At 66.6% G+C, this 21,775-nt stretch carries 21 protein-coding genes; 8 read left to right on the forward strand and 13 right to left on the reverse strand.

Features of this window, described 5'->3' with window-relative positions:
• Window positions 1-15 precede the first annotated feature (15 nt).
• The 6 genes from AC1HFW_RS22655 to AC1HFW_RS22680 all read right to left on the reverse strand — a co-directional run bounded on the left by AC1HFW_RS22655 (window position 16) and on the right by AC1HFW_RS22680 (window position 6,382).
• Window positions 16-1,938, reverse strand: a complete 1,923-nt coding sequence (locus AC1HFW_RS22655; RefSeq protein WP_479285276.1) for a branched-chain amino acid ABC transporter ATP-binding protein/permease — start codon at window positions 1,936-1,938, stop codon at window positions 16-18.
• Window positions 1,939-1,941: 3 nt separating this feature from the next.
• Window positions 1,942-2,814 (reverse strand): branched-chain amino acid ABC transporter permease, encoded by an 873-nt coding sequence (locus AC1HFW_RS22660; RefSeq protein WP_035359689.1) that lies wholly within the window; start codon window positions 2,812-2,814, stop codon window positions 1,942-1,944.
• A gap of 142 nt (window positions 2,815-2,956) precedes the next feature.
• The gene (locus AC1HFW_RS22665; protein WP_061073035.1) at window positions 2,957-4,120 is read right to left on the reverse strand and encodes an ABC transporter substrate-binding protein; all 1,164 of its coding nucleotides are present in this window, start codon (window positions 4,118-4,120) and stop codon (window positions 2,957-2,959) included.
• 264 nt (window positions 4,121-4,384) lie between these two features.
• The gene (locus tag AC1HFW_RS22670; protein ID WP_241074128.1) at window positions 4,385-5,326 is read right to left on the reverse strand and encodes a LysR substrate-binding domain-containing protein; all 942 of its coding nucleotides are present in this window, start codon (window positions 5,324-5,326) and stop codon (window positions 4,385-4,387) included.
• A gap of 52 nt (window positions 5,327-5,378) precedes the next feature.
• Entirely contained in the window at window positions 5,379-5,744 is a 366-nt protein-coding gene (locus tag AC1HFW_RS22675; RefSeq protein WP_479285277.1) for an antibiotic biosynthesis monooxygenase family protein, read from the reverse strand.
• A 5-nt stretch (window positions 5,745-5,749) separates the two neighbouring features.
• Window positions 5,750-6,382 carry a LysE/ArgO family amino acid transporter gene (locus AC1HFW_RS22680; RefSeq protein ID WP_479285278.1) on the reverse strand — a complete coding sequence of 211 codons (633 nt, stop codon included), beginning with the start codon at window positions 6,380-6,382 and terminating at the stop codon, window positions 5,750-5,752.
• A gap of 151 nt (window positions 6,383-6,533) precedes the next feature.
• Between AC1HFW_RS22680 and AC1HFW_RS22685 the strand changes: the two genes are divergently transcribed.
• Together AC1HFW_RS22685 and AC1HFW_RS22690 are read left to right on the forward strand one after the other, a co-directional pair.
• A complete protein-coding gene (locus AC1HFW_RS22685) occupies window positions 6,534-7,433 on the forward strand; it encodes a LysR family transcriptional regulator ArgP (RefSeq protein ID WP_006391839.1) in 900 nt (299 codons plus the stop codon).
• Between the two features lie 19 nt (window positions 7,434-7,452).
• Entirely contained in the window at window positions 7,453-7,944 is a 492-nt protein-coding gene (locus AC1HFW_RS22690) for a copper chaperone PCu(A)C (RefSeq protein WP_479285279.1), read from the forward strand.
• 99 nt (window positions 7,945-8,043) lie between these two features.
• On the opposite strand, the gene gdhA is transcribed toward AC1HFW_RS22690, so the two are convergent.
• A complete protein-coding gene (gene gdhA, locus AC1HFW_RS22695; protein ID WP_006391837.1) occupies window positions 8,044-9,390 on the reverse strand; it encodes an NADP-specific glutamate dehydrogenase in 1,347 nt (448 codons plus the stop codon).
• A gap of 451 nt (window positions 9,391-9,841) precedes the next feature.
• Entirely contained in the window at window positions 9,842-10,630 is a 789-nt protein-coding gene (locus AC1HFW_RS22700) for an exodeoxyribonuclease III (RefSeq protein ID WP_006391836.1), read from the reverse strand.
• Window positions 10,631-10,764: 134 nt separating this feature from the next.
• Between AC1HFW_RS22700 and pyrE the strand changes: the two genes are divergently transcribed.
• Window positions 10,765-11,454: an orotate phosphoribosyltransferase gene (gene pyrE / locus AC1HFW_RS22705; protein WP_479285280.1), complete on the forward strand. Its 690-nt coding sequence runs from the start codon at window positions 10,765-10,767 to the stop codon at window positions 11,452-11,454.
• Here pyrE and AC1HFW_RS22710 read toward each other — a convergent pair.
• The 5 genes from AC1HFW_RS22710 to gatC form a co-directional block, all read right to left on the reverse strand.
• Complete coding sequence (locus AC1HFW_RS22710; protein WP_479285281.1) at window positions 11,369-11,941, reverse strand: type II toxin-antitoxin system VapC family toxin; 573 nt, start codon at window positions 11,939-11,941, stop codon at window positions 11,369-11,371. The genes pyrE and AC1HFW_RS22710 overlap by 86 nt on opposite strands.
• Window positions 11,938-12,189, reverse strand: a complete 252-nt coding sequence (locus tag AC1HFW_RS22715) for a hypothetical protein (RefSeq protein ID WP_054419860.1) — start codon at window positions 12,187-12,189, stop codon at window positions 11,938-11,940. The genes AC1HFW_RS22710 and AC1HFW_RS22715 overlap by 4 nt, the downstream gene beginning before the upstream one ends.
• Before the next feature lie 126 nt (window positions 12,190-12,315).
• On the reverse strand, window positions 12,316-13,773 hold the full coding sequence (gatB, locus tag AC1HFW_RS22720) for an Asp-tRNA(Asn)/Glu-tRNA(Gln) amidotransferase subunit GatB (protein WP_479285282.1): 1,458 nt from the start codon (window positions 13,771-13,773) through the stop codon (window positions 12,316-12,318).
• A 2-nt stretch (window positions 13,774-13,775) separates the two neighbouring features.
• Window positions 13,776-15,308, reverse strand: a complete 1,533-nt coding sequence (gene gatA, locus AC1HFW_RS22725) for an Asp-tRNA(Asn)/Glu-tRNA(Gln) amidotransferase subunit GatA (RefSeq protein WP_479285283.1) — start codon at window positions 15,306-15,308, stop codon at window positions 13,776-13,778.
• 3 nt (window positions 15,309-15,311) lie between these two features.
• Window positions 15,312-15,620, reverse strand: a complete 309-nt coding sequence (gene gatC, locus AC1HFW_RS22730) for an Asp-tRNA(Asn)/Glu-tRNA(Gln) amidotransferase subunit GatC (protein WP_006391830.1) — start codon at window positions 15,618-15,620, stop codon at window positions 15,312-15,314.
• 227 nt (window positions 15,621-15,847) lie between these two features.
• Here gatC and AC1HFW_RS22735 point away from each other — a divergent pair, with 227 nt between their 5' ends.
• From AC1HFW_RS22735 to rodA, 5 genes are all read left to right on the forward strand, one after another.
• Window positions 15,848-16,891 (forward strand): rod shape-determining protein, encoded by a 1,044-nt coding sequence (locus tag AC1HFW_RS22735; RefSeq protein ID WP_006391829.1) that lies wholly within the window; start codon window positions 15,848-15,850, stop codon window positions 16,889-16,891.
• An 84-nt stretch (window positions 16,892-16,975) separates the two neighbouring features.
• Window positions 16,976-17,860, forward strand: coding sequence for a rod shape-determining protein MreC (mreC, locus tag AC1HFW_RS22740; RefSeq protein WP_035359687.1), 885 nt, complete (start codon window positions 16,976-16,978; stop codon window positions 17,858-17,860).
• A complete protein-coding gene (mreD, locus tag AC1HFW_RS22745; RefSeq protein ID WP_035359686.1) occupies window positions 17,847-18,416 on the forward strand; it encodes a rod shape-determining protein MreD in 570 nt (189 codons plus the stop codon). Before mreC ends, mreD begins: the two co-directional genes overlap by 14 nt.
• Window positions 18,417-18,433: 17 nt before the next feature.
• The gene (mrdA, locus tag AC1HFW_RS22750) at window positions 18,434-20,362 is read left to right on the forward strand and encodes a penicillin-binding protein 2 (RefSeq protein WP_006391826.1); all 1,929 of its coding nucleotides are present in this window, start codon (window positions 18,434-18,436) and stop codon (window positions 20,360-20,362) included.
• Window positions 20,359-21,495: a rod shape-determining protein RodA gene (gene rodA, locus AC1HFW_RS22755; RefSeq protein ID WP_006391825.1), complete on the forward strand. Its 1,137-nt coding sequence runs from the start codon at window positions 20,359-20,361 to the stop codon at window positions 21,493-21,495. Before mrdA ends, rodA begins: the two co-directional genes overlap by 4 nt.
• Window positions 21,496-21,775 lie beyond the last annotated feature (280 nt).

Raw genomic sequence — 21,775 nt, forward strand, 5'->3', positions numbered from 1 at the left:
TTGTCGTCCTTGGCGTCAGGCGGGCGCGCCGCCCAGATACGCCTCGATAACCTTGGCGTTGCTCTGCACTTCGTTGGGCAGCCCCTCGGCGATCTTCTGGCCGAAGTCCAGCACCGACACGGTGTCGCACACTCCCATCACCACATCCATGTGGTGCTCGATCAGGATCAGCGTGATGCCGTGGTCGCGCACCTTGCGGATGATGGCCAGCAGTTCGACGATGTCGGGCGCCGTCAGGCCGGCCGCCGGTTCGTCCAGCAGCAGCAATTGCGGATCCAGCGCCAGCGCACGGGCGATCTCCAGCAGCCGCTGCTTGCCGTAGGGCAGGTTGCGGGCCTCCTCGTTAGCCATGCTCTCCAGGCCGACGAACTCCAGCAGCGCCAGCGCGCGGGCGCGGGCGCCTTGTTCCTCGCCCTTCCACTTCGGCGTGCGCAGCGCGATGCCCGCCAGGCCGGTGGTGAAGGTGTGGTGCAGGCCGACCAGCACGTTCTCCAGCGCCGTCATCTCGCCGAACAGCTGCACGTTCTGGAACGTGCGCGCGATGCCGGTGGCCGCGATGTCGGCCGGCGCCAGGCCCACCAGCGACTTGCCGGAGAACTCCACCGAACCGGCCGTGGGCACGTAGATGCCCGTCAGCACGTTCATCATGGTGCTCTTGCCCGAGCCGTTCGGCCCGATCAGCCCGTGGATGGTGCCGCGCTTGACCGTCAGGTCGACCTGGTTCAGCGCCTTCAGGCCGCCGAACTGCATCAGCACCTGCTTGGCCGACAGCAGCGTCTCGCCCTGGCCGCGCGCCGCGTCGGGCACGGCCTCCTGTTCCTTGACCAGGTCCTTTTTGACCGACAGCGCCGCGCGGCGGGTCGAGAAGAACAGGTTGCGCACGAAGCCGACGATGCCGTCGGGCAGGTAGTACACGACGAACAGGATCATGGCGCCGAAGATCGTCAGGCGCCAGTCGGTCACCGCGTCCAGCCAGTACGAGAACACCGCCAGCAGGATGGTGCCGACCACCGGCACCGCCACGCGGCGGGCCTCGGTGCGGCCCTTGGAGATGGCGATGGCGCTGCCGACCGTCACCAGGATCGCCACGCCCAGCGCGATCAGGCGGAAGGTGCCGATATCGTCCAGCATCTTGGGCAGCAGCACGATGATCGACGCGCCCAGCAGCGCGCCGGTGCGGCTCTTGCGCCCGCCCATGATGATGGCCAGCAGGAACAGGATGGTCAGTTCGAAGTTGTAGGTGTTGGGCGAGATGTACTGCTCGGAATACGAATACAGCGCGCCCGCGAGGCCGGCGAAGCCGGCGCTGATGACGAAGGCGAACACCTTGTGCCGGTAGACCGACACGCCCATGCAGTCCGAGGCGATCGGGCTGTCGCGCAAGGCTTCGAACGAACGGCCCAGGTGCGATTTCAGGATCCGGTGCACCACGATCAGCGACAGCACCAGCAATGCCCCCACCAGCCAGAAGTACTCGCTCTTGGTCAGGATGTGGCCGCCGATCGACGGCTTGGGGATCTTGATGCCGAGCGGGCCTTCGGTCATGAAGGTCATCTCGTTGATCAGGATCTGGATGATGGTGCCGAAGGCCAGCGTCACCATCGCCTGGTACGGCCCGGTGACCCGCAGCGCGGGCAGCGCCAGCACCGCGCCGAAGGCCGCCGCGATCAGGATGGCGGCCGGCAGGATCACCCAGATCGGCATCTGCAGGTGGAAGAACAGCACGCCGGCCACATACGAGCCGATGCCGAACAGGCCGGCATGGCCCAGCGACACCTGGCCGGTATAGCCCACCACGATATCGAGCCCGAACAGCAGGATCGAATAGATCATGATGGTTTCGATCAGGTGCAGGTAATACGTGTTGGTCACGCCCAGCGGCACGGCGGCCAGGCAGGCCACGGCCACGATGGATAGCAGAAGGTGCAGGGGTTTCATCGCTTACACCTTCTTGATCGCGGTCTTGCCGAACAGGCCGGCGGGCTTGAAGGTCAGTACGAGCAGCAGCAGGACCAGTCCCGGCACGTCTTTGTACCCCGTCGAAAGATAGAAACCGGTCGTGGTCTCGGCGATCCCCAGGATCAGCCCGCCCACCACCACGCCCATGCCGCTGGACAGGCCGCCGATGATGGCGACGGCGAAGGCCTTCAGGCCGAGCACCGCGCCCATGGTGGCGCCAGTCAGCGTCAGCGGCGCCACCAGCACGCCCGCGAAGGCGGCGGTCAGCGACGACAGGGCATACGAAAACGTGATCACCATTCCGGTGTTGATGCCCATCAGGCCGGCGGCGTCGCGGTCATTGGATGTGGCGACGAAGGCCTTGCCGTAGATGGACTTGCGGTTGAACACTTCCACCAGCAGCATCATGGCCAGCGCGCCGAACACCACCAGCAGTTCCATCGGCAGCACGTTGGCGCCCAGCACCTCGATCGGCGCCTCGGGCAGCGGCGAGGGAAAGCGCAGGTCGTCGCGGCCCCAGATGTTCTCGGCCACGTTCTTGAAGATGATGCCCAGCGCGATGGTGGCCATGATCCAGCCGAACTCGGAGCGCGTCTTGATGGCCGGCCGCACGCCGACCCGCTCGACCAGCACGCCTTGCGCGAAGCCGAAGAGGCAGACGATGGGAATCATCACCCAGTAGTTCACGCCCAGGCCGACCAGCGTGAGCCCGACCAGCGCGCCCAGCATCAGGGCTTCGCCCTGGCCGAAGTTCAGGGTGCCGGACGTGGCGAAGGTGAGCTGGTACCCGAACGCGATGACGGCATAGATCATGCCTAGCGCGATACCGCTATAGATAAGCTGTAGAAGAATCATGGTGTGTGTCGTGAGGCGCTGTGTTCCGTCCCAACCCCCTTGGGCAGAACGCTGTTGTCAGGCGACTGCATGCCGGCGCCCCGCGCGCGGGGACGCCGGCGGCGGCGACCGGGCAGCCGCCGCCGCATTGCTTCGGACGAACTTAGTTGGCCTTGACCACGCGGCCGCCCTTGACCTCGCCGATGACCACTTCCTTGACGCCGATGGCGTCGTGGTTGTCGTGGGTGAAGGGTTTGTTGTAGGTCATCACCACGCCTTCGACGGGCGTCTGCAGGTTCTCGAGCGCTTCACGGATCTTCGGGCCTTCCGTGGAGTTGGCCTGCTTGATGGCCGCGGCCAGCAGGAAGATCGAGTCGTAGCCCTGGGCCGCCGACACCGGCGAGTCGATGCGGTTGTTCTTGGGCTTGAACTTGGCCAGGTAGGCGTCGATGAAGGCCTTGCGCTTGGGCGTGTCCGGATCCTGGATGAAGGTCTGCGGCATGCGCGCGCCTTCGCCGTTGGCGCCGGAGTTGTCGATGTAGTTGGCCATCGACAGCGTCCAGCTGCCGATGATCGGCACCTTCCAGCCCAGCTTGGCCATGCCGTTGGCGATCTGCGCCAGTTCGGGGCCGATGCCGTAGGTCAGCACGGCTTCGGCGCCCGCGGCCTTGGCCTTGAGCAGCTGGGCCGTCATGTCGACGTCCTTGATGTTGAACTTCTCGACGGCCACCGGCTTGATGCCCTTGGCGTCCAGGGCCTTTTCCAGGTCCTCGCGGCCGAGCTGGCCGTAGTTGGTGGAGTCGGCCAGGATCGCGACCTTCTTGAAGCCGCGGCGGGTCACGGCCTCTTCGACGATCATCGGCGCCTGGATGCTGTCGTGCGCCGCGTTGCGGAACACGTAGTTGTCCGGGTATTCCGGCGCCTTGAACTGGTGCGTGATGACGCTGCCGGTGGCGACGTTGTTGAACACCGGGATCTTGGCGTCCTGGTAGAAGCGCTGCGAGGCCAGCGCCACGCCGGTGTTGATGTAGCCGACCGTGGCGGTGACCTGCTCCTTGTTGATCAGTTCCTGGGCGATCTGCACGCCGCGCTCGTTCTTGGCTTCGTCGTCACGTTCCACCGCGACCAGTTGCCGGCCGAGCACGCCGCCGCTCTTGTTGATTTCCTCGATGGCCAGGCGCACGCCGTCGCGCATGCTGACGCCCATGGAGGACGAGCCCCCGGTGTAGGGACCGGCCACGCCGATCTTGATGGGGTCGGCGGCGTAGCCCGCGGCCGATACGGCAAAAGCAAGGGTTCCTGCAAGCAGCTTCAAACGAAAATCCATGGATGTCTCCGTTGTAATTAGTAGAACTGCGTGGAAAACCGTGTGCCGGCGCCAGGCGGCGGGGAAAGAAGATGGGTGGCGCACTCCTGTTGCGTGTTGTGACTGTCTGCTTAATCGCTTACGCGAATCTGACCCGGCGGGGTTTTTCCGCGTAAATACCTAGTACGGACGCACGGGTTGCGGGCGGGCGCGGCCATGTTCGGCGCATTCTAGCCAGCGATGCGCCATGGTGCGCGGAATTTCCTTCCGCCCGGGGCTGGAAATTTATTCCGGCTTGGCCGGCAGGCCGCGTGGCCATTGGGATGCGCGTTCGCAGACCTCGGCCAGCCATAGGGAAAACGCTTGGGCCGCGCCGCCGGGCGGACGCGAGATTTCGGTGCACAGGTGGTACTGCGATTCGCCCGGGGTCTCGATGTCGAGCACGCGCAGCAATTTGCCTTCGTCGAGCCATTCGGCGGCGAGCGTGCGGCGGGTCAGGGCGATACCCTGGCCGGCGCGGGCGGCCGCCAGCATCATGCCCAGGTCTACCAGCCAGACGCCGCGGGCGGGCTCGGGCCAGTCCAGTCCCGCCGCGGCCAGCCACGGGCGCCAGGGCTCCATCGGGCAGCGCAGCAGCGCGGCGCGCGACAGGTCCTGGGGACGGTCAAAGGGGCCATGGGTGTCGCGGTAGGCCGGCGAGCAGACGGCGAACACCGGGTCGCTGGTCAGCGGGCGGGCATGCAGGCCGGGGTACTTGCCGCTGCCGAAGCGGATCCAGACGTCGGCGTTGGGCGGCATGATGTCCAGGTAGGGAATGGACAGCATGATCTCCAGCTCGACGTCGGGATGGGCGGCGGTGAAGCCGGGCAGGGCGGGGATCAGCACCTGGCGGGCGAAAGTGGGCGTGGACACGACCCGCAGGGGTTCGAGCTTGGGTTCGCCGCGCTTGTGCAGCGAGGCGTCCGACAGCAGGTCCAGCGCGGTGCGCACCTGTTCCAGGTATTCGCGCCCGGCGGCGCTCAGGGTGGCGCCGCGGCTGCTGCGGATGAACAGGGTGACGTCGAGCTGCGCTTCCAGCGCGGCGATGCGCTTGCCGATGGCGCTGGCGGTGACGAACAGTTCTTCGCTGGCGCGCTCGAACGAGCCGAGCCGGGCGGCCGCCTCGAAGGCCTGGATGGCGGCCAGGGGCGGCAGGCGCACGTCTTTGGAGGGAGAGGGTCCGCGCATGATCGTCTGGCGGGCCGGCCATGCGCCCGACGAAAGAGTGGCAACCCGGCGATTATAAAAGTGCTGGGCCCGGTAGTCCGTCCCCGTATTCCCTTAGCACCTGGGCGATGACGACCCGGTAGCCGTCCAGCCAGCGCGAGTGCGCCGCCTTGGCCCGCTGGTGGGCGGGGTGGCGGATCAGGACCTCCAGGGCTTCCAGCGATTCCCAGTAGTAGACGTTGGCGTACAGGCCGCGCGCGGGATCTTCCCAGGCTTCTTCGCCCAGGTAGCCGGGGGTGGCCCGCGCCGCTTCGGCGATGGCTTGGTCGAGCCGGTGAAAGTCGTCGTCGAACTGCTTCTTGGCGAAAATGAAGGTGGCGGTATAGCGCGTCGGCCCCGGGTGGGCGGGGCTGGCGGGACAGGCGGCGGCGTCGGGCACGGCCGTCAGACGCCCTTGACCGCCAGGCTGATCGCCAGGCCGGCCATGACCACGGCGATGACGCCGTCCAGCACGCGCCAGGCCGAGGCGCTGGCGAAAAAGCGCGCGAACAGGCGCGAACCGATGCCCAGCACGGCCAGCCACAGCAGGCTGGCGGTGAAGGCGCCGGCGGCGAACGCCATGCGGGCGTCATCGAAGCCGTGGGCCAGCGAACCCACCACCACCATGTCGAGCCAGAAGTGCGGGTTCAGCAGCGAAAAGCCCAGCGCGCCCAGCATCGCGGCGCGGCGCGAGGGCACCACGTCGCGCGCGGCGGCCAGCCCGCCGGTGGAGGTCCAGGCGCGGCGCGCCGATTGCAGCGCGTACCAGGTGAGGAAGGCCACGCCGAACCACAGCACCGCGGTGGTCAGCCACGGGAACCAGGCGGTCAGGGCCTGCAGGCCCGAGACGCTGGCGAAGATGAAGATCGCGTCGATCAGCGCGCAGATGGCGACCACGGACAGCAGGTGCGCGCGCATCAATCCCTGGCGCAGGATGAACGCGCTTTGCGCGCCGACGACGGCGAACAGGCCCAGCCCGGTGGCCGTGCCGCTGGCCCAGGCGGTGAGGAAGAGGGGGGATGACAACGTGGCGAACATGACTGCGAACCTTTTTGACTGCAACGCCTTGTGGTGGCGCTTGGGATACCGGGCCGGCAGCGTCGCGCATACCGGCAATATGTCATTTTCGCTTGCGGCCAATATGAAATACAGCTAATTTTCCTTCACTATCTTAAGCAAAACTAATTACATGAAAATCGATCACGGCAACCTGCGCGCCCTGGCCGCGGTGGTGCGGGAAGGCAGTTTCGAACGCGCCGCGCTGGCGCTGAGCGTGACGCCGTCGGCGGTCTCGCAGCGGATCAAGGCGCTTGAAGACCGCATGGGCCGGCTGCTGGTCCAGCGCACCGTGCCGGCCGCGGCCACCGGCGATGGCCAGGTGCTGGTGCAGCTGGCCGAACAGACCGCGCTGCTCGAGCACGACGCGCTGAACCGGCTGGGCGTGGCGGACGACGACGTGCCGCACGCCAGCATCCCCATCGCGGTCAACCACGACAGCCTGGAAACCTGGTTCGTCGACGCGGCGCTGCAGTTTTCCAGCCGCACCCGCGCCACGCTCGACATGCAGTCCGAGGACCAGGACCACACCGCCGCGCTGCTGCGCAACGGGTCGGTGCTGGGCGCGGTGACGACGCTGGCCGATCCGGTGCAGGGCTGCCGCATCCATGCGCTGGGCAGCATGCGCTACGTGGCGACGTGCACGCCGGCCTTTCACAAGCGCTATTTCGCCCAGGGCGTGAACGCGCAGACGCTGGCGCAGGCGCCGGTGCTGGTGTTCAACCGCAAGGACGCGCTGCAGGCGCGCTTCGCGCACAAGATCTCCGATCCGGCGCCGTGGCAGCCGCCAGTCTGGTGGGTGCCATCGACCCGTGCCTTCGTGCAGGCGACGCTGGGCGGGCTGGGCTGGACCATGAATCCGCTGCCGTTGGTGCAGGAACACCTTGACGCAGGTCATCTGGTGCTGCTGCGGGGCCGCGCCTGGGAGGACGTGCCGCTGTACTGGCAGCATTGGCGGGTAAACTCCGAAGCGATGGAAGCTTTGACGGATTCGGTCCTGTCAGCCGCCCGCAGCCTGGTCCGGCGGCGTTAACCCCATAGGAGAACACCCCATGAACATCCGCAAGTTCGCCGCTGTCGCCGTCCTGGGCCTGTGCGCGGCCGGCTCGGCCTGGGCCAAGGACTACAAGGTCGGCGAGGTCGAGGTCGATGATCTCTGGGTGCGCGCGTCCGCCCCGGGCCAGTCCAACGGCGCCGGCTACATGGACATCGACAACGAGGCCAAGACGGCCGACCGCCTGCTGTCGATCTCTTCCGATGCCGCCGAGCGCGTCGAGCTGCATACGGTCGAGACCGCCAACGGCGTGGCCAAGATGCGCCAGGTCGAGGGCGGCATCGCGCTGCCGGCCAACGGCGAGATCAAGCTGTCCCCGGGCGGCTACCACGTCATGTTCATCAAGCTGAAGGCGCCGTTCGCCGAGGGCGCCACGGTGCCGGCCACGCTCAAGTTCGAGAAGGCGGGCGAGGTGGCGGTGCAGTTCAAGGTCAAGCCGGCTTCGTACAACCCCGGCATGAGCCACGACCACGGCGCGATGAAGCACTGATCCCGCCGGGCGGTCCGGAATGAAGAAAGGCGGCAGGCTGTTCGAGCCTGCCGCCTTTCTTTTGCCGCCAACCGGCGCCCGCGGGCGCCGGCCGGTGGATCAGTACAGCCCTTGCTGGCGCATCGCGTCCGCGACCTTGACGAAGCCGGCGATGTTGGCGCCGTCCAGGTAGTTCACGTATTCGCGCTCGCTGTGACCGTGGCGCACGCAGTTCTCGTGGATGTCGCGCATGATGGCGTGCAGGCGCGCGTCCACTTCCTCGCGGGTCCAGGCCAGGCGGGCCGAGTTCTGGGCCATTTCCAGGCCCGAGACGGCCACGCCGCCGGCGTTGCTGGCCTTGCCGGGAGCGTACAGCACGCGGGCGGCGATGAAGGCCTTGGCGGCTTCCAGGGTGGCGGGCATGTTGGCGCCCTCGGCCACGCACTGCACGCCGTTCTTGATCAGCGTTTCGGCGTCGGCCAGTTCCAGTTCGTTCTGGGTGGCGCAGGGCAGGGCCACGTCCACCGGCACGTGCCAGGGGCGCTTGCCGGGTTCATAGGCCAGGCCGAACTGGCGGGCATAGGTGTCCAGGCGGCCGCGCAGGTCGTTCTTGACGTGCATCAGCGCCACCAGCTTCTCGTGGTTGAAGCCGGCTTCGTCGACCACCGTGCCGTTCGAGTCGGACACCGTCACGACCTTGGCGCCCAGCGCCATGGCCTTTTCGATGGCGTACTGGGCCACGTTGCCCGAGCCCGAGACCGACACGCGCAGGCCGTCGAACGACTTGCCGACGCGCTTGAGCATTTCCTCGGCGAAGTAGACGGTGCCGTAGCCGGTCGCTTCGGGGCGGATCAGGCTGCCGCCGAAGGTCAGGCCCTTGCCGGTGAAGACGCTGGCGGTGGAGTTCGACAGCTTCTTCATCATGCCGGCCATGAAGCCGACTTCACGCGCGCCCACGCCGATATCGCCGGCCGGCACGTCGGTGTCCGGACCCAGGTGGCGGTACAGCTCGATCATCAGGGCCTGGCAGAAGCGCATGACTTCGGCGTCGGACTTGCCCTTGGGGTCGAAGTCGGAGCCGCCCTTGCCGCCGCCCATGGGCAGCGTGGTCAGCGAGTTCTTCAGGGTCTGCTCGAAAGCCAGGAACTTCAGGATCGACAGGTTCACCGAGGGGTGGAAACGCATGCCGCCCTTGAACGGGCCGATGGCCGAGCTGTGCTGGATGCGGAAAGCGCGGTTGACCTGCGCCTGGCCCTTGTCGTCGGTCCAGCACACGCGGAACTGGATCACGCGTTCCGGCTCCACCAGGCGCTCGAGCAGGGCGTGCTCGGCGTAGTGGGGGTGCTTTTCGATGAAAGGCCACAGGCTCAGCATCACCTCCTGGACGGCTTGCATGAATTCCGGTTGCTGCGGATCGCGCACGGCGACGCTACGCAGGAAGTCGTCCAGACGCTGCACTTTCAACATGATCTCCTTGGGGGTGCTTCGAATGAGTGCGGAGATGCGCTGTTTTGGGGCGTCGAATCTCCGAGTTGGTGCAATGCGCACCGGCTTGGTGCGAGATTGTAGGGCTAATTTGTTGCCCCGCGCAAAGCCGAAAAGCGCGCCATCACCTTGATATCAAAGCACTTTTTTCTTATTTTATTGGGGTCGCATAGGGCTTTGGCCAAGGGAGAGGGAACCCCTGCTGCCATAGGGAAGGTCGTGAGGCATTGAATTCACAGGGAAAATTAATACGTCCCCAATATTATTCAATTTTTGAAAGCGGTGGGGGATGCCCGCCTCATAGGGGAATCCATGTCCGACGCAGGGCATGGTCCTATTTCAGCCCGTCCCTTTCCGCTCTATATGTCCCTAATTATATTTTGAGCCAGATCATGCGCGGGCGGCGTAATCCCGGTTCCGCCGCCCGGGGGCTTCAAAGCGTGGCGTCGTAGTCGATGGTCAACGGCGCGTGGTCGGAAAAGCGTTCGTCCTTGTAGATGGCGACGCTGCGCGCGCGGGCGGCGATGCCCGGCGTGGCGATCTGGTAGTCGATGCGCCACCCGACGTTCTTGGCCCAGGCCTGGCCGCGATTGCTCCACCAGGTGTATTGGTCTGGCCGGTCGTCGATGGCGCGGAACACGTCGACGAAGCCGCGCTTGTCGAACACGTCGGTCAGCCAGGCGCGTTCCTCGGGCAGGAAACCGGAGTTCTTCAGGTTGCCCTTCCAGTTCTTCAGGTCGATTTCCTTGTGGGCAATGTTCCAGTCGCCACAGATGATGAATTCGCGGCCGGTCTTCTTGTGCTCGTGCATCAGTTCGTCGATCCACGGGCCGAAGCGGTCCAGGAAGCGGTACTTGGCCTGCTGGCGTTCGTCGCCGCTGGAGCCCGACGGCAGGTAGGCGCTGATGACGGACAGGTTCTTCCAGTCGGCGCGGATGATGCGGCCTTCGGGGTCGAATTCTTCGCAGCCCAGGCCGATGTTGACGCGCTCGGCGGCGTCGCGCAGGTAGATGCCGACGCCGCTGTAGCCCTTCTTGACGGCGTGGTGGAAGTGGCCGGTGTAGCCGGGCGGGTGGCGCAGGTCTTCGGTCAGATCCTCGTCCGACACCTTGATTTCCTGCAGGCACAGCACGTCGGCGGCGTGCTTCTCCATCCAGGGTTGCAGGCCCTTGCGGAAGGCGGACCGGATGCCGTTGAGGTTGATCGACGTGATGCGCAGCAAAGCGGGACTCCTGTAGAGCGGCCGGAAACGGCCGGAACAATGCCAGGAATTTAACCGACTCGACGACGTTGCCCGGGAATAGCCCCGACAGCGGATAAAATGCCGGGGTTTGCCACCTCTCGGATCCTCCTCGCATGCCTGCCGCCCACTCCGCTTCCGCCACCTCGCTCGACTTTGTCCGCTTCGCCTTGAACGAAGGCGTGTTGCGCTTCGGCAGCTTCAAGGTCAAGTCCGGCCGTATCAGTCCCTATTTCTTCAACGCGGGCCTGTTCAACAGCGGTGGTTCGGTCGGCAAGCTGGCGGGCTTCTACGCCCAGGCGCTGCTGGATTCGGGCGTGGCCTTCGACATGCTGTTCGGCCCGGCCTACAAGGGCATCCCGCTGGCCACGGCCACCGCCGTCGCGCTGGCCGGCCATCCGGCGATGCAGGGCCGCAGCGACGTGCCGTTCGCCTACAACCGCAAGGAAGCCAAGGATCACGGCGAAGGCGGCACCCTGGTGGGCGCGCCGCTCAAGGGCAAGGTCGTCATCATCGACGATGTGATCACCGCGGGCACCTCGGTGCGCGAGTCGGTGGAGATCATCCGTAGCGCCGGCGCCGAGCCGGCCGCGGTGCTGATCGCCATGGACCGCATGGAACGCGCGGGCGCCGACGACGCGCTGTCGGCGCACTCGGCCGTGCAGGACGTGGCCAAGACCTACGGCATCCCGGTGGTGGCGATCGCGTCGCTGGCGGACATCATGGCGCTGCTGCAGGACGACGCCGAGTTTGCCGAGCACCGCGACGCGGTGCAGGCGTACCGGACGAAGTACGGGGTGAAGTAAGCGCGAGTCCGGCAAGGCGATACCGGCCGCCGTATCGCACGACGGGTTCTTCAAGCTTGTTGGCCGGCTCATGCCCAACGACCAGCACGCCGCTCGCCTGTGCCGCCCGCGCCAGACGTTTGTCGAACGTGGCCAGCGCCGCGCCGCGCCATAACGCGAGTTCCAGGTACGAGGCGTCGTAAACGGTAAGCCCGTGTTCGCGGGCGAGCCGCTCGCATTGAGGCAACCAGGCGGTAGAAGGGCGCGATTCATTGACGACAGGTACGCTGTTCAGCACGGCAGAGAATTTGGCCAGTATGGCTGCCGTAGCCTGTTGCTGCCGCTCGACGCGCAAGGTACCTTGAGCCACTTCCATTGGCCAGATCTGCGGGACAAGGACGGCTTCGCCGTTCAGGTCGTCCAGGATGGTAAACGCCTGTTCGCTGCAGGTTTGACTGGGCAACCGCAGCCAGCTCAACGCGACCGATGCATCTAGCACGAGCTTCATTCGCGGACCCCTTTGACGGCGTACCACCAGGTGGCTTCGTCGGTGTACGGGATGCCCGGGAACCGTTTCAGTTCTTCTATCGCATTGTGACCCGCTTCGGTCATCAGGGGATTGACCCGCCTGAGCTGCGCTTGCGCCAGACCGTCATGAGTGATGACAACGAACACACCTTCGTTTGCGGCTTGGATCATTTCGTCGAGCCGATCCGCAACTTGTTCGCGTGGGATGGATAGGTAGGGGGCGATCATGGTCAAGTCTCCAGTCGAAATCGACCAGACCATTCTTGGCCAAACAAAAAGCCGCGGCAAGATGCCGCGGCCTTCGGTTTGGTCTGATACTGCGTCGGCCCCCCGTGACGGCGGGCCGGCCGGGGATCAGCTATCCAGCTTCTGCTTGAGCAGGTCGTTGACCTGCTGCGGGTTGGCCTTGCCGCGCGCGGCCTTCATGATCTGGCCGACCAGCGAGTTGAACGCCTTCTGCTTGCCGGCGCGGTATTCCTCGACGATGGCCGGATTGGCCGCCAGCACCTCGTCGATCATGGCGCCGATGGCGCCGGTGTCGCTGATCTGCTTGAGGCCGCGGGCCTCGATGATGGCGTCGGGCTGGCCGCCGTTCTCGCCGGCCCACATGGCGCCGAACACTTCACGCGCGATCTTGTTGGAGATGGTGCCGTCGATGATGCGGTTGATCAGCGCGGCCAGGGCCGGCGCCTGCACCGGGGCTTCGGCGATGGCCTTTTCTTCCTTGTTCAGGGTGGCGGCCACTTCGCCCATGATCCAGTTGGCGGCCAGCTTGGCCTGGCCGGCCGGCAGCGCGTGCGCCACGGCCTCGAAGTAGGCGGCCAGGTCGCGGCTGACGGTCAATTGGGCGGCGTCGTAGGCCGGCAGGCCGTACTCGGATTCGAAGCGGGCGCGCTGGGCGGCCGGCAGCTCGGGCATGGCGGCGCGGACCTCGTCCACCCACTCGCGCGAGATCACCAGCGTGGGCAGGTCGGGATCGGGGAAGTAGCGGTAGTCGTGCGCGTCTTCCTTGCTGCGCATGCTGCGGGTTTCGTCGCGGTCGGCGTCGTACAGGCGGGTTTCCTGGACCACGGTGCCGCCGTCCTCGATCAGCTCGATCTGGCGCCGCGCCTCATAGGTGATGGCGCGTTCCAGGAAGCGGAACGAGTTGACGTTCTTGATCTCGGTGCGGGTGCCGAATTCCTTCTGGCCGACCGGGCGCACCGAAACGTTGGCGTCGCAGCGGAACGAGCCTTCCTGCATGTTGCCGTCGCAGATGCCGAGCCACACCACCAGGCTGTGCAGGGCGCGGGCGTAGGACACGGCCTCGGCGGCCGAGCGCATTTCCGGTTCGGTGACGATTTCCAGCAGCGGCGTGCCGGCGCGGTTCAGGTCGATGCCGCTGGCCGGCGAGCCGTTGGCCAGGGCGAAGTCGTCGTGCAGCGATTTGCCGGCGTCTTCTTCCAGGTGGGCGCGCGTCAGGTTGACGGTTTTCTCTTCCTCGCCGACGAAGAACGACAGCGAGCCGCCCACCACCACCGGCAGCTCGTACTGGCTGATCTGGTAGCCCTTGGGCAGGTCGGGGTAGAAGTAGTTCTTGCGCGCGAACACCGAGCGCGGCGCGATCTCGGCGCCGACCGCCAGGCCGAAGCGGATGGCGCGTTCGGCGGCGCCGCGGTTCATGACCGGCAGGCTGCCCGGCAGGGCCAGGTCGACTTCGTTGGCGTGGGTGTTGGGCGCGGCGCCGAATTCGGTGCTGCTGCCCGAAAAGATCTTGGAGTCGGTGGAAAGCTGGGTGTGCGTTTCCAGGCCGATGACGATTTCCCAGTTCATGCTTAGGCGTCCTGCTGGGCCGGCGTGGCCTTGTGCCACGTCGTGACTTGTTGGTAGCGGTCGGCGATGGCCAGGAGGCGGCCTTCGTCGAAGTAGTTGCCGATGATCTGCAGGCCGACGGGGCGGCCAGCGCCGCCGAAGCCGCAGGGCACCGACATGGCGGGCAGGCCGGCCAGGCTGACACCCAGCGTGTAGACGTCGGCCAGCCAGTCGGCGGTGGGATCGTCGCGGTTGTCGCCGATGTTCTTGGCCACCGTCGGGGTCACCGGACCCATGATGACGTCGCACTGGCCGGCGAAGGCGCGCTGGAAGTCCTGGGCGATCATGCGGCGCAGGCGCTGGGCCTGCAGGTAGTAGGCGTCGTAGTAGCCGTGCGACAGCACGTAGGTGCCGATCAGGATGCGGCGCTTGACCTCGTCGCCGAAGCCTTCGGCGCGCGAGCGGCTGATCATCTCGTTCAGGTCGCCGTACTGCGCGGCGCGGTGGCCGTAGCGCACGCCGTCGTAGCGGGCCAGGTTGCTGGACGCTTCGGCGGGGGCGATGACGTAGTAGGCGGGGATGGCCAGTTCGGTGCGCGGCAGCGACACCGGCACGCGCATCGCGCCCAGGGCCTCGAACTGGGCCAGGGCGGCCTGCACCGCGGCGGCCACGTCCGGCGCCAGGCCGGCGCCGAAGTATTCCTCCGGCACGCCGATGCGCAGGCCCTTCAGGGGCTGGCTGCCGGCGGCGTCGAACTTGCCTTGCGCGGCATCGAAATCGCGCCGCACGCGGCCCGGTTCGTTGGCGGCGGCGTCGCATTTTTCCAGGCTGGTGGCGTCGCGCGGGTCGAAGCCGCTGATAACGTCCAGCAGTTCGAGCAGGTCGCGGCTGCTGGGGGCCAGCGGGCCGGCCTGGTCCAGGCTGGAGCCGAAGGCGACCATGCCATAGCGCGAGACGGTGCCGTAGGTCGGCTTGATGCCGCTGACGCCGCACAGCGCGGCGGGCTGACGCACCGAGCCGCCGGTGTCGGTGCCGGTGGTGGCGGCCACCAGGCGGGCGGCGACGGCCGCGGCCGAACCGCCCGAGGAGCCGCCGGGCACGGCGGCCGGATCCCAGGGGTTGCGGACCACGCCGTAGGCCGAGTTCTCGTTGCCCGAGCCCATGGCGAATTCGTCGCAGTTGAGCTTGCCCAGCGACACGGCGCCGGCGGCCTGCAGGCGCTCGACCACGGTGGCGTCGAACGGGCTGACGTAGCCGTCCAGCATCTTGCTGCCGGCGGTGGTGCGCCAGCCGCGGGTGACGAAGGCGTCCTTGTGGGCGATGGGCACGCCGGCCAGCGGGCCGGCATTGCCGGCGGCCAGCGCGGCGTCGGCGGCGCGGGCCTGGGCCAGCGTCAATTCGGCGTCAATATGTAAGAAGGCGTTCAGGCTGCTGGCCGACTCGGCGGCCGCCAGCGAGCTTTGCGCCAGTTCGACGGCGCTGACCTGGCGTTGGGCGAGGGCCGCGCGCAGGGCGGCGATCCCCTCGAATTGGGTGTGCAGGGCGGGTTGGGTCATGGCTTAGTCGAGAACCTTGGGGACCAGGAAAAGACCGTCCTGGGCGTCGGGGGCGTTGGCCAGCAGCTCAGCGCGGCGGGCCTCCGAGGCGGTTTCGGTCACGGCGTCCTGGCGCAGGCGCAGCACGATGTCCTCGTGGGCCGACAGGGGGTGGGCCAGGGGTTCGACGCCCTGGGTGTCGACGGCCTGCAGCCGTTCGATCAGGTGGAGGATGCCATTGAGCTCGGCCTGCGCGTGGCCGCGCTGGTCCGGGGTCAGTTCGATTCTGGCCAGCTTGGCAATGCGGGCCACATCTGTGTCATTGAGCGCCATGGGGATTGCAATATCGAGAAGCGAAGGCCGAGGGGCGGGACTGGGCAGTATGCACATGCCAAACCCGTTACAAAGCTTGAATAGCCTGCATTTATGCGCTATTTCCGGGGAAATTATAAGTTATGATTCACGGTTTAATCGCCGTGATGACAGGCGCACCCAGGCTTTCCTGGGCCGTACGCCCCGCGGCATGACCCCAATTCCCCCCAGAATTTAGCTGAGCTCCCATGTTCGGATTCCTGCGCAGTTATTTTTCCAGCGATATGGCGATCGACCTCGGTACCGCCAATACGCTGATCTACGTCCGCGGCAAGGGCATCGTGCTCGATGAGCCCTCCGTGGTCGCTATCCGTCATGAAGGCGGGCCTCACGGCAAGAAAATCATCCAGGCCGTCGGCCAGGAGGCCAAGCAGATGCTCGGCCGCGTGCCCGGCAACATCGAGGCCATCCGGCCCATGAAGGATGGCGTCATCGCCGACTTCACGGTCACCGAGCAGATGCTCAAGCAGTTCATCCGCATGGTGCACCCCCGCAACATGCTGGCGCCCAGCCCGCGCATCATCGTGTGCGTGCCCTGCGGCTCCACCCAGGTTGAACGCCGCGCCATCCGCGAATCGGCCCTCGGCGCCGGCGCCTCGCACGTGTTCCTGATCGAAGAACCCATGGCCGCGGCCATCGGCGCCGGCCTGGCCGTCTCCGACGCCAGCGGCTCCATGGTCGTCGACATCGGCGGCGGCACCACCGAAGTGGCGGTCATCTCGCTGGGCGGCATGGTCTACAAGGGTTCCGTGCGCGTCGGCGGCGACAAGTTCGACGAGGCCATCGTCAACTACATCCGCCGCAACTACGGCATGCTGATCGGCGAACCCACCGCCGAACTCATCAAGAAGGAAATCGGCTCGGCGTTCCCGGGTTCCGAAGTCCGCGAGATCGAGGTCAAGGGTCGCAACCTGGCCGAAGGCGTGCCGCGCAGCTTCACGGTCTCGTCCAACGAGATCCTGGAATCGCTGACCGACCCGCTCAACCAGATCGTCTCGGCCGTCAAGATCGCCCTGGAACAGACCCCGCCCGAACTCGGCGCCGACATCACCGACAAGGGCATCGCCCTGACCGGCGGTGGCGCGCTGCTGCGCGACCTCGACCGCCTGCTGCAGGAAGAAACCGGCCTGCCGGTGGTGGTCGCCGATGATCCCCTGACCTGCGTCGTGCGCGGTTGCGGCGAGGCGCTGGAACACCTTGAGAAACTGGGCGCGATCTTCATCAACGACTAATTCTGCCCGCCAGCCCGGAGCCCCGCTTTTTCACGGCTCCGGCCGCTGCGGGGGCTGCGGGCGCGGGCGCCCGGGCTGAGATTCATGCAACGACAAGGGACTCCTCCCCTATTCAGGCGCGGCCCTCCGGCGGAGGTGCGGCTGGTCATCCTGGTCGTCCTGGCAGTGGCTTTGATCATCATGGATTCGCAGTGGCGCATGCTGGAACCGGCGCGCCGCGCGATGTCCGTGGCGCTGTATCCCTTCCAGCGCGCCGTCATGGCGCCGCGCGACCTGGTGCAACAGGTCAACGAGTGGGTCAACGCCGCCAACCTCATCCGCACTGAAAACGAAGCCTTGCAGCGCCAGCGCATCGAGCTGGCCCAGGTGGCCACGCACGCGGCGCAGCTGGCCGCCGAAAACGCCCAATTGCGCCGCCTGCTCGGCGTGACCGATACCGTGGCGCAATCGGCCGTGGTGGTGGAAGTGCTGTACGAGCCCACCAACGCCTTCAACCAGCGGCTGGTGTTCAACAAGGGCAGCAAGGCCGGCCTGGCGCCGGGCATGCCCGTGATCGACGAAGGCGGCGTGGTCGGCCAGATCGTGCGCGTGACGCCCATGACGGCCGAAGCCGCCCTGGTCACCGACGAGCAGGTCTCCATCCCGGTGCAGTTGCTGCGCAATGGCTTGCGGCTGATCGCCTTTGGCGGGAACTCTCCCGGCAAGATGGAGGTCCGTTACCTCGCGGCCAATGCCGACATCAAGGAAGGCGATACTATCGTCACCAGTGGCGTCGGCGGGCTGTTTCCCGCCGGCCTGCCGGTGGCCAAGGTAACCTCGGTCGAGCGCGACACCGCTTCCGGCTTCGCGCGAGCCGTCTGCGAACCGCTGGCCCACCCTGAACGTTATCGCCACTTCCTGGTCCTGCAGGTGGACGTGGAACGTGCCGAGTCCAACCGTCAGGAGGTCGATTCCGGTGGATCGGACTAATCAACAATCATCCAGCCAACCGCGGCGCCGGCTGGGCACGCCCAGCAATGTGCAACCGGAACGCCTGTCGGGCCCCGCGCACGGGGTCTTCGTCTGGGGCACCATCCTGCTGGTCTGGCTGGTGTCGCTGCTGCCTTGGCGCTTGTGGCAGGGCGCGCCGGACGTCCTGATCCTGATCATCGCCTTCTGGTGCGTGCACGAGCCGCGCCGCGTCGGCCTGTTCACCGCCTTCTGCTTCGGCCTGCTGATGGACGTGCACGACGCCGGCCTGCTCGGCGAACACGCGCTGTCCTACACCCTGGTCGCCTACGGCGCGGTGGTGCTGCACCGCCGCCTGCAGCGTTTCGACCTCTGGAGCCAGGCCATGCACATGCTGCCTGTGTTCCTGATCGCCCGTTTCCTCACCCAGATCATCCACGCCTGGCTGGCCGGCAAGTGGCCGGGCTGGGACTGGGGCATCAGCGTGGCCATCACCGCCGCCCTGTGGCCGCTGGCAGGCTGGGTGCTGCACTTGCCGCAGCGCGGTGCCGATGACGCCGAATCTTCCTCCGCCTGACGGCGGCGCCGCGTCACATGTTCGAATTCAAGAAAACCGGCCAGCAGCAAAAGCAGCGCTTCCGCCTGCGCGCCTGGGTGGGCGGCGTGTTCGCGCTGGCCTGCTTCGGCGTGCTGGTGGGCCGGTTCTGGTACCTGCAGGTCGACCGCTACGAAGGCCTGTCCGAGCGCGCCGACCGCAACCGCATCGCGGTGGTGCCGATCCCGCCGCGCCGCGGCGAGATCCTCGACCGCAACGGCGAGGTCCTGGCGCGCAACTACCGCACCTACACGCTTGAAGTGGTGCCGGCCCAGGCCGGCAACATGAACGCGCTGTTCGAGCGGTTGACGCAGGTGGTCTACATCAGCCCGGCCGACCAGCGCCGCTTCAAGCGCCGCGCGGCCGAATCCAGCCGCTATGCCAGCCTGCAGCTGCGCAACAACCTCAACGAAACCGAAGCCGCCTGGTTCGCGGCCCACGCCTTCCAGTTTCCGGGCGTCGAGCTGCGCGCCCGCTGGGTGCGGGAGTATCCGCAAGGCCGCTCGGCCGCCCACGTGGTCGGCTACATCGGCCGCATCGCCGAAGGCGACAACGAGGAACTCGAACGCGCCGGCCAGCTGGGCAATTACCGCGGCACCGATGTCATCGGCAAGAAGGGCATCGAGAAAACCTGGGAAGAAGCCCTGCATGGCCGCACCGGCCTGGAAGAGGTCGAGGTGACCGCGGGCGGCCGCCCCATGCGCACGCTGCGCCGCATCGACCCGGTGCCGGGCTCGGACATCATGCTGTCGATCGACATGGGCTTGCAGAAAGTCGCCGAGGAAGCCTTCGAAGGCCAGCGCGGCGCGTTGGTGGCGATCGACCCCGACACCGGCGAGGTGCTGGCGTTCGTGTCGCAACCCTCGTTCGACCCGAACCTGTTCGTCGACGGCATCGACGTGGACAACTGGCGCATGCTGAACGAATCGCCGGACCATCCGCTGATCAACCGCCCGCTTTACGGCACCTATCCGATCGGCTCGACCTACAAGCCCTTCGTCGGCCTGGCGGCGCTGGAGCTGGGCAAGCGCCGCGCCACCGATCGCATCTCCGATCCCGGCTACTTCGAGTTCGGCGGCCAGAAATTCCGCAACGCCGGCGGCGCCGCCTACGGCATGACCGACATGCACAAGGCCATCGTGGTGTCGTCGGACACGTATTTCTATTCGCTCGGCCCCGAGATCGGCGTGAACGCGCTGCACGATTTCACCAAGCAGTTCGGCTTCGGCCAGATCACGGGCATCGACCTCGAAGGCGAAAAGCGCGGCGTGCTGCCGTCCACCGACTGGAAGCGCTCGGCCTACAAGGACAAGGAACGCCAGCGCTGGTATGCCGGCGAGACCATTTCCGTCGCCGTGGGCCAGGGCTACAACGCCTTCACCCTGCTGCAGCTGGCGCAGGGCACTTCGACGCTGGCCAACGATGGCCTGTACCGCCGTCCCCACCTGGTGCACGCGGTGCGCGATCCGCGCTCGGGCGTGGCCAAGCCCACCGAGTCCGCGCCCGACTACCGCATCCCGCTCAAGCAGGCCAACGTCGACGTCATCAAGAACGCCATGGCCGACGTGGTGCGCGCCGGCACCGCGCGCCGCGCCTTCGCCAACGCGCCCTACCAGGCCGCCGGCAAGACCGGCACGGCCCAGGTGTTCAGCCTGCGCGGCGGTCACTACCGCGCCAGCGCCATCGACGAACGCCTGCGCGACCACGCGCTGTTCATGGGCTTCGCGCCGCTGGAACACCCGCGCATCGCCGTCGCGCTGATCGTCGAGAACGCCGGCTGGGGCGCGAGCGTCGCCGCGCCGGTGGCGCGCAAGGTGTTCGACTACTGGCTGGCCAAGGAACGCAAGGACAAGATCGTGCGTCCGGATCGCAACCTGCCCACGGCATCGGTTGAAAACATCACTTCCGACCTGGTGCGCCAACAATGAAGCGTCTCGGCCTGATCCTGCTGCGCGTCTTCACGGCCTTCGACTGGCCGCTGCTGGCGATCCTGATGATGTTCGCCGCGCTCGGCCTGACCGTCATGCATTCGGCGGTGGGCGGCACCGACTGGCGCTTCGCCGAGCAGTCGCGCAACTTCATCATCGCTTTCTTCGCCATGTGGATCATGGCGCTCATTCCGCCCAAGTGGTTGATGAAGCTGGCGCTGCCGTTCTACGTGGTCGGCGTGGTGCTGCTGCTGGGCGTGGAATTCTTCGGCGAGACCAGCAAGGGCGCGACGCGCTGGCTCAACCTGGGCGTGACCCGCATCCAGCCGTCCGAGATGATGAAGATCGCCGTGCCCATGATGCTGGCCTGGTACTTCCAGCGCCACGAGGGCGCGGTGCGCATCCGCGACTTCCTGGCCGCCGCCGCGATGCTGGCGGCCCCGTTCGGCCTGATCGTGCTGCAGCCCGACCTGGGCACCGCGTTGCTGGTGTTCGGGGCGGGCTTCTTCGTCATCTACTTCGCGGGCCTGTCGTTCAAGCTGCTGGTCCCGGTCATGCTGGCCGGCATCATCGGCATCGGCACGCTGGTCTATTACGAAGACCAGCTCTGCGAACCCGACGTCAACTGGGTGGTGCTGCACGACTACCAGAAGCACCGCGTCTGCACGCTGCTCAACCCCAGCTCCGACCCGCTCGGCAAGGGCTTCCACACGATCCAGTCGATGATCGCGGTGGGCTCGGGCGGCGTCTACGGCAAGGGCTACATGAAGGGCACGCAAACCCATCTGGACTTCATCCCCGAACGCACCACCGACTTCATCTTCGCCGTCTACGCCGAGGAATTCGGCCTGTACGGCGGCATCGCCATCCTGGTGCTGTACGGCCTGATGATGGCCCGCGGCCTGACCATCGCTTCGCGTGCATCATCGCAGTTCGGGCGGCTGCTGTCGGGGGCGCTGACGATGATGCTGTTCATCTACGTGTTCGTGAACGTGGGGATGGTGACGGGGATATTGCCTGTCGTTGGCGTGCCATTGCCGTTCATGAGCTATGGGGGGACGGCGTTGTTCACCATGGGGATCGCGTTTGGGATCATGATGAGCATCAGTCGGCATAGATCGGTCAAGAGCTGACCTTTTTTCTTCGTAGGTCACCCGGGTCGGTGGGCGCACAGGTGGACGCGCCTACGATTGCGGTCCGGAGCGTTCGCTCCGGACTTCCCCTTCCTCATCCTCGTACGCCTTCGGCTCCCTACGGATTCCGTCGGGCGCATCTGAACGGCGCGCCCACCCGTGCGCCCACCGCCCCGGGCTACCGGTGTCGAGGAAGGTGGCGCTGCTGCAGCGTGGGGTAAGGAGAGAGTCTTGCGTCGCCCGCCGTGGACGGCCGCGCGGGCGGCCATCAACGGCATAC

This window comes from Achromobacter sp. ISS7 (assembly GCF_056523125.1).

Bases quoted from the DNA above. Each gene is read 5' to 3' on its own strand.
- AC1HFW_RS22715 (WP_054419860.1), bottom strand. From the start codon at position 12,189: ATGATCGCCCCCTACCTATCCATCCCACGCGAACAAGTTGCGGATCGG.
- AC1HFW_RS22735 (WP_006391829.1), top strand. From the start codon at position 15,848: ATGTTCGGATTCCTGCGCAGTTATTTTTCCAGCGATATGGCGATCGAC.
- AC1HFW_RS22660 (WP_035359689.1), bottom strand. From the start codon at position 2,814: ATGATTCTTCTACAGCTTATCTATAGCGGTATCGCGCTAGGCATGATC.
- AC1HFW_RS22710 (WP_479285281.1), bottom strand. From the start codon at position 11,941: ATGAAGCTCGTGCTAGATGCATCGGTCGCGTTGAGCTGGCTGCGGTTG.
- AC1HFW_RS22680 (WP_479285278.1), bottom strand. From the start codon at position 6,382: ATGTTCGCCACGTTGTCATCCCCCCTCTTCCTCACCGCCTGGGCCAGC.
- mrdA (WP_006391826.1), top strand. From the start codon at position 18,434: ATGTTCGAATTCAAGAAAACCGGCCAGCAGCAAAAGCAGCGCTTCCGC.
- rodA (WP_006391825.1), top strand. From the start codon at position 20,359: ATGAAGCGTCTCGGCCTGATCCTGCTGCGCGTCTTCACGGCCTTCGAC.
- gdhA (WP_006391837.1), bottom strand. From the start codon at position 9,390: ATGTTGAAAGTGCAGCGTCTGGACGACTTCCTGCGTAGCGTCGCCGTG.
- gatA (WP_479285283.1), bottom strand. From the start codon at position 15,308: ATGACCCAACCCGCCCTGCACACCCAATTCGAGGGGATCGCCGCCCTG.
- pyrE (WP_479285280.1), top strand. From the start codon at position 10,765: ATGCCTGCCGCCCACTCCGCTTCCGCCACCTCGCTCGACTTTGTCCGC.
- mreC (WP_035359687.1), top strand. From the start codon at position 16,976: ATGCAACGACAAGGGACTCCTCCCCTATTCAGGCGCGGCCCTCCGGCG.
- AC1HFW_RS22690 (WP_479285279.1), top strand. From the start codon at position 7,453: ATGAACATCCGCAAGTTCGCCGCTGTCGCCGTCCTGGGCCTGTGCGCG.
- AC1HFW_RS22685 (WP_006391839.1), top strand. From the start codon at position 6,534: ATGAAAATCGATCACGGCAACCTGCGCGCCCTGGCCGCGGTGGTGCGG.
- gatC (WP_006391830.1), bottom strand. From the start codon at position 15,620: ATGGCGCTCAATGACACAGATGTGGCCCGCATTGCCAAGCTGGCCAGA.
- AC1HFW_RS22665 (WP_061073035.1), bottom strand. From the start codon at position 4,120: ATGGATTTTCGTTTGAAGCTGCTTGCAGGAACCCTTGCTTTTGCCGTA.
- AC1HFW_RS22655 (WP_479285276.1), bottom strand. From the start codon at position 1,938: ATGAAACCCCTGCACCTTCTGCTATCCATCGTGGCCGTGGCCTGCCTG.
- AC1HFW_RS22670 (WP_241074128.1), bottom strand. From the start codon at position 5,326: ATGCGCGGACCCTCTCCCTCCAAAGACGTGCGCCTGCCGCCCCTGGCC.
- gatB (WP_479285282.1), bottom strand. From the start codon at position 13,773: ATGAACTGGGAAATCGTCATCGGCCTGGAAACGCACACCCAGCTTTCC.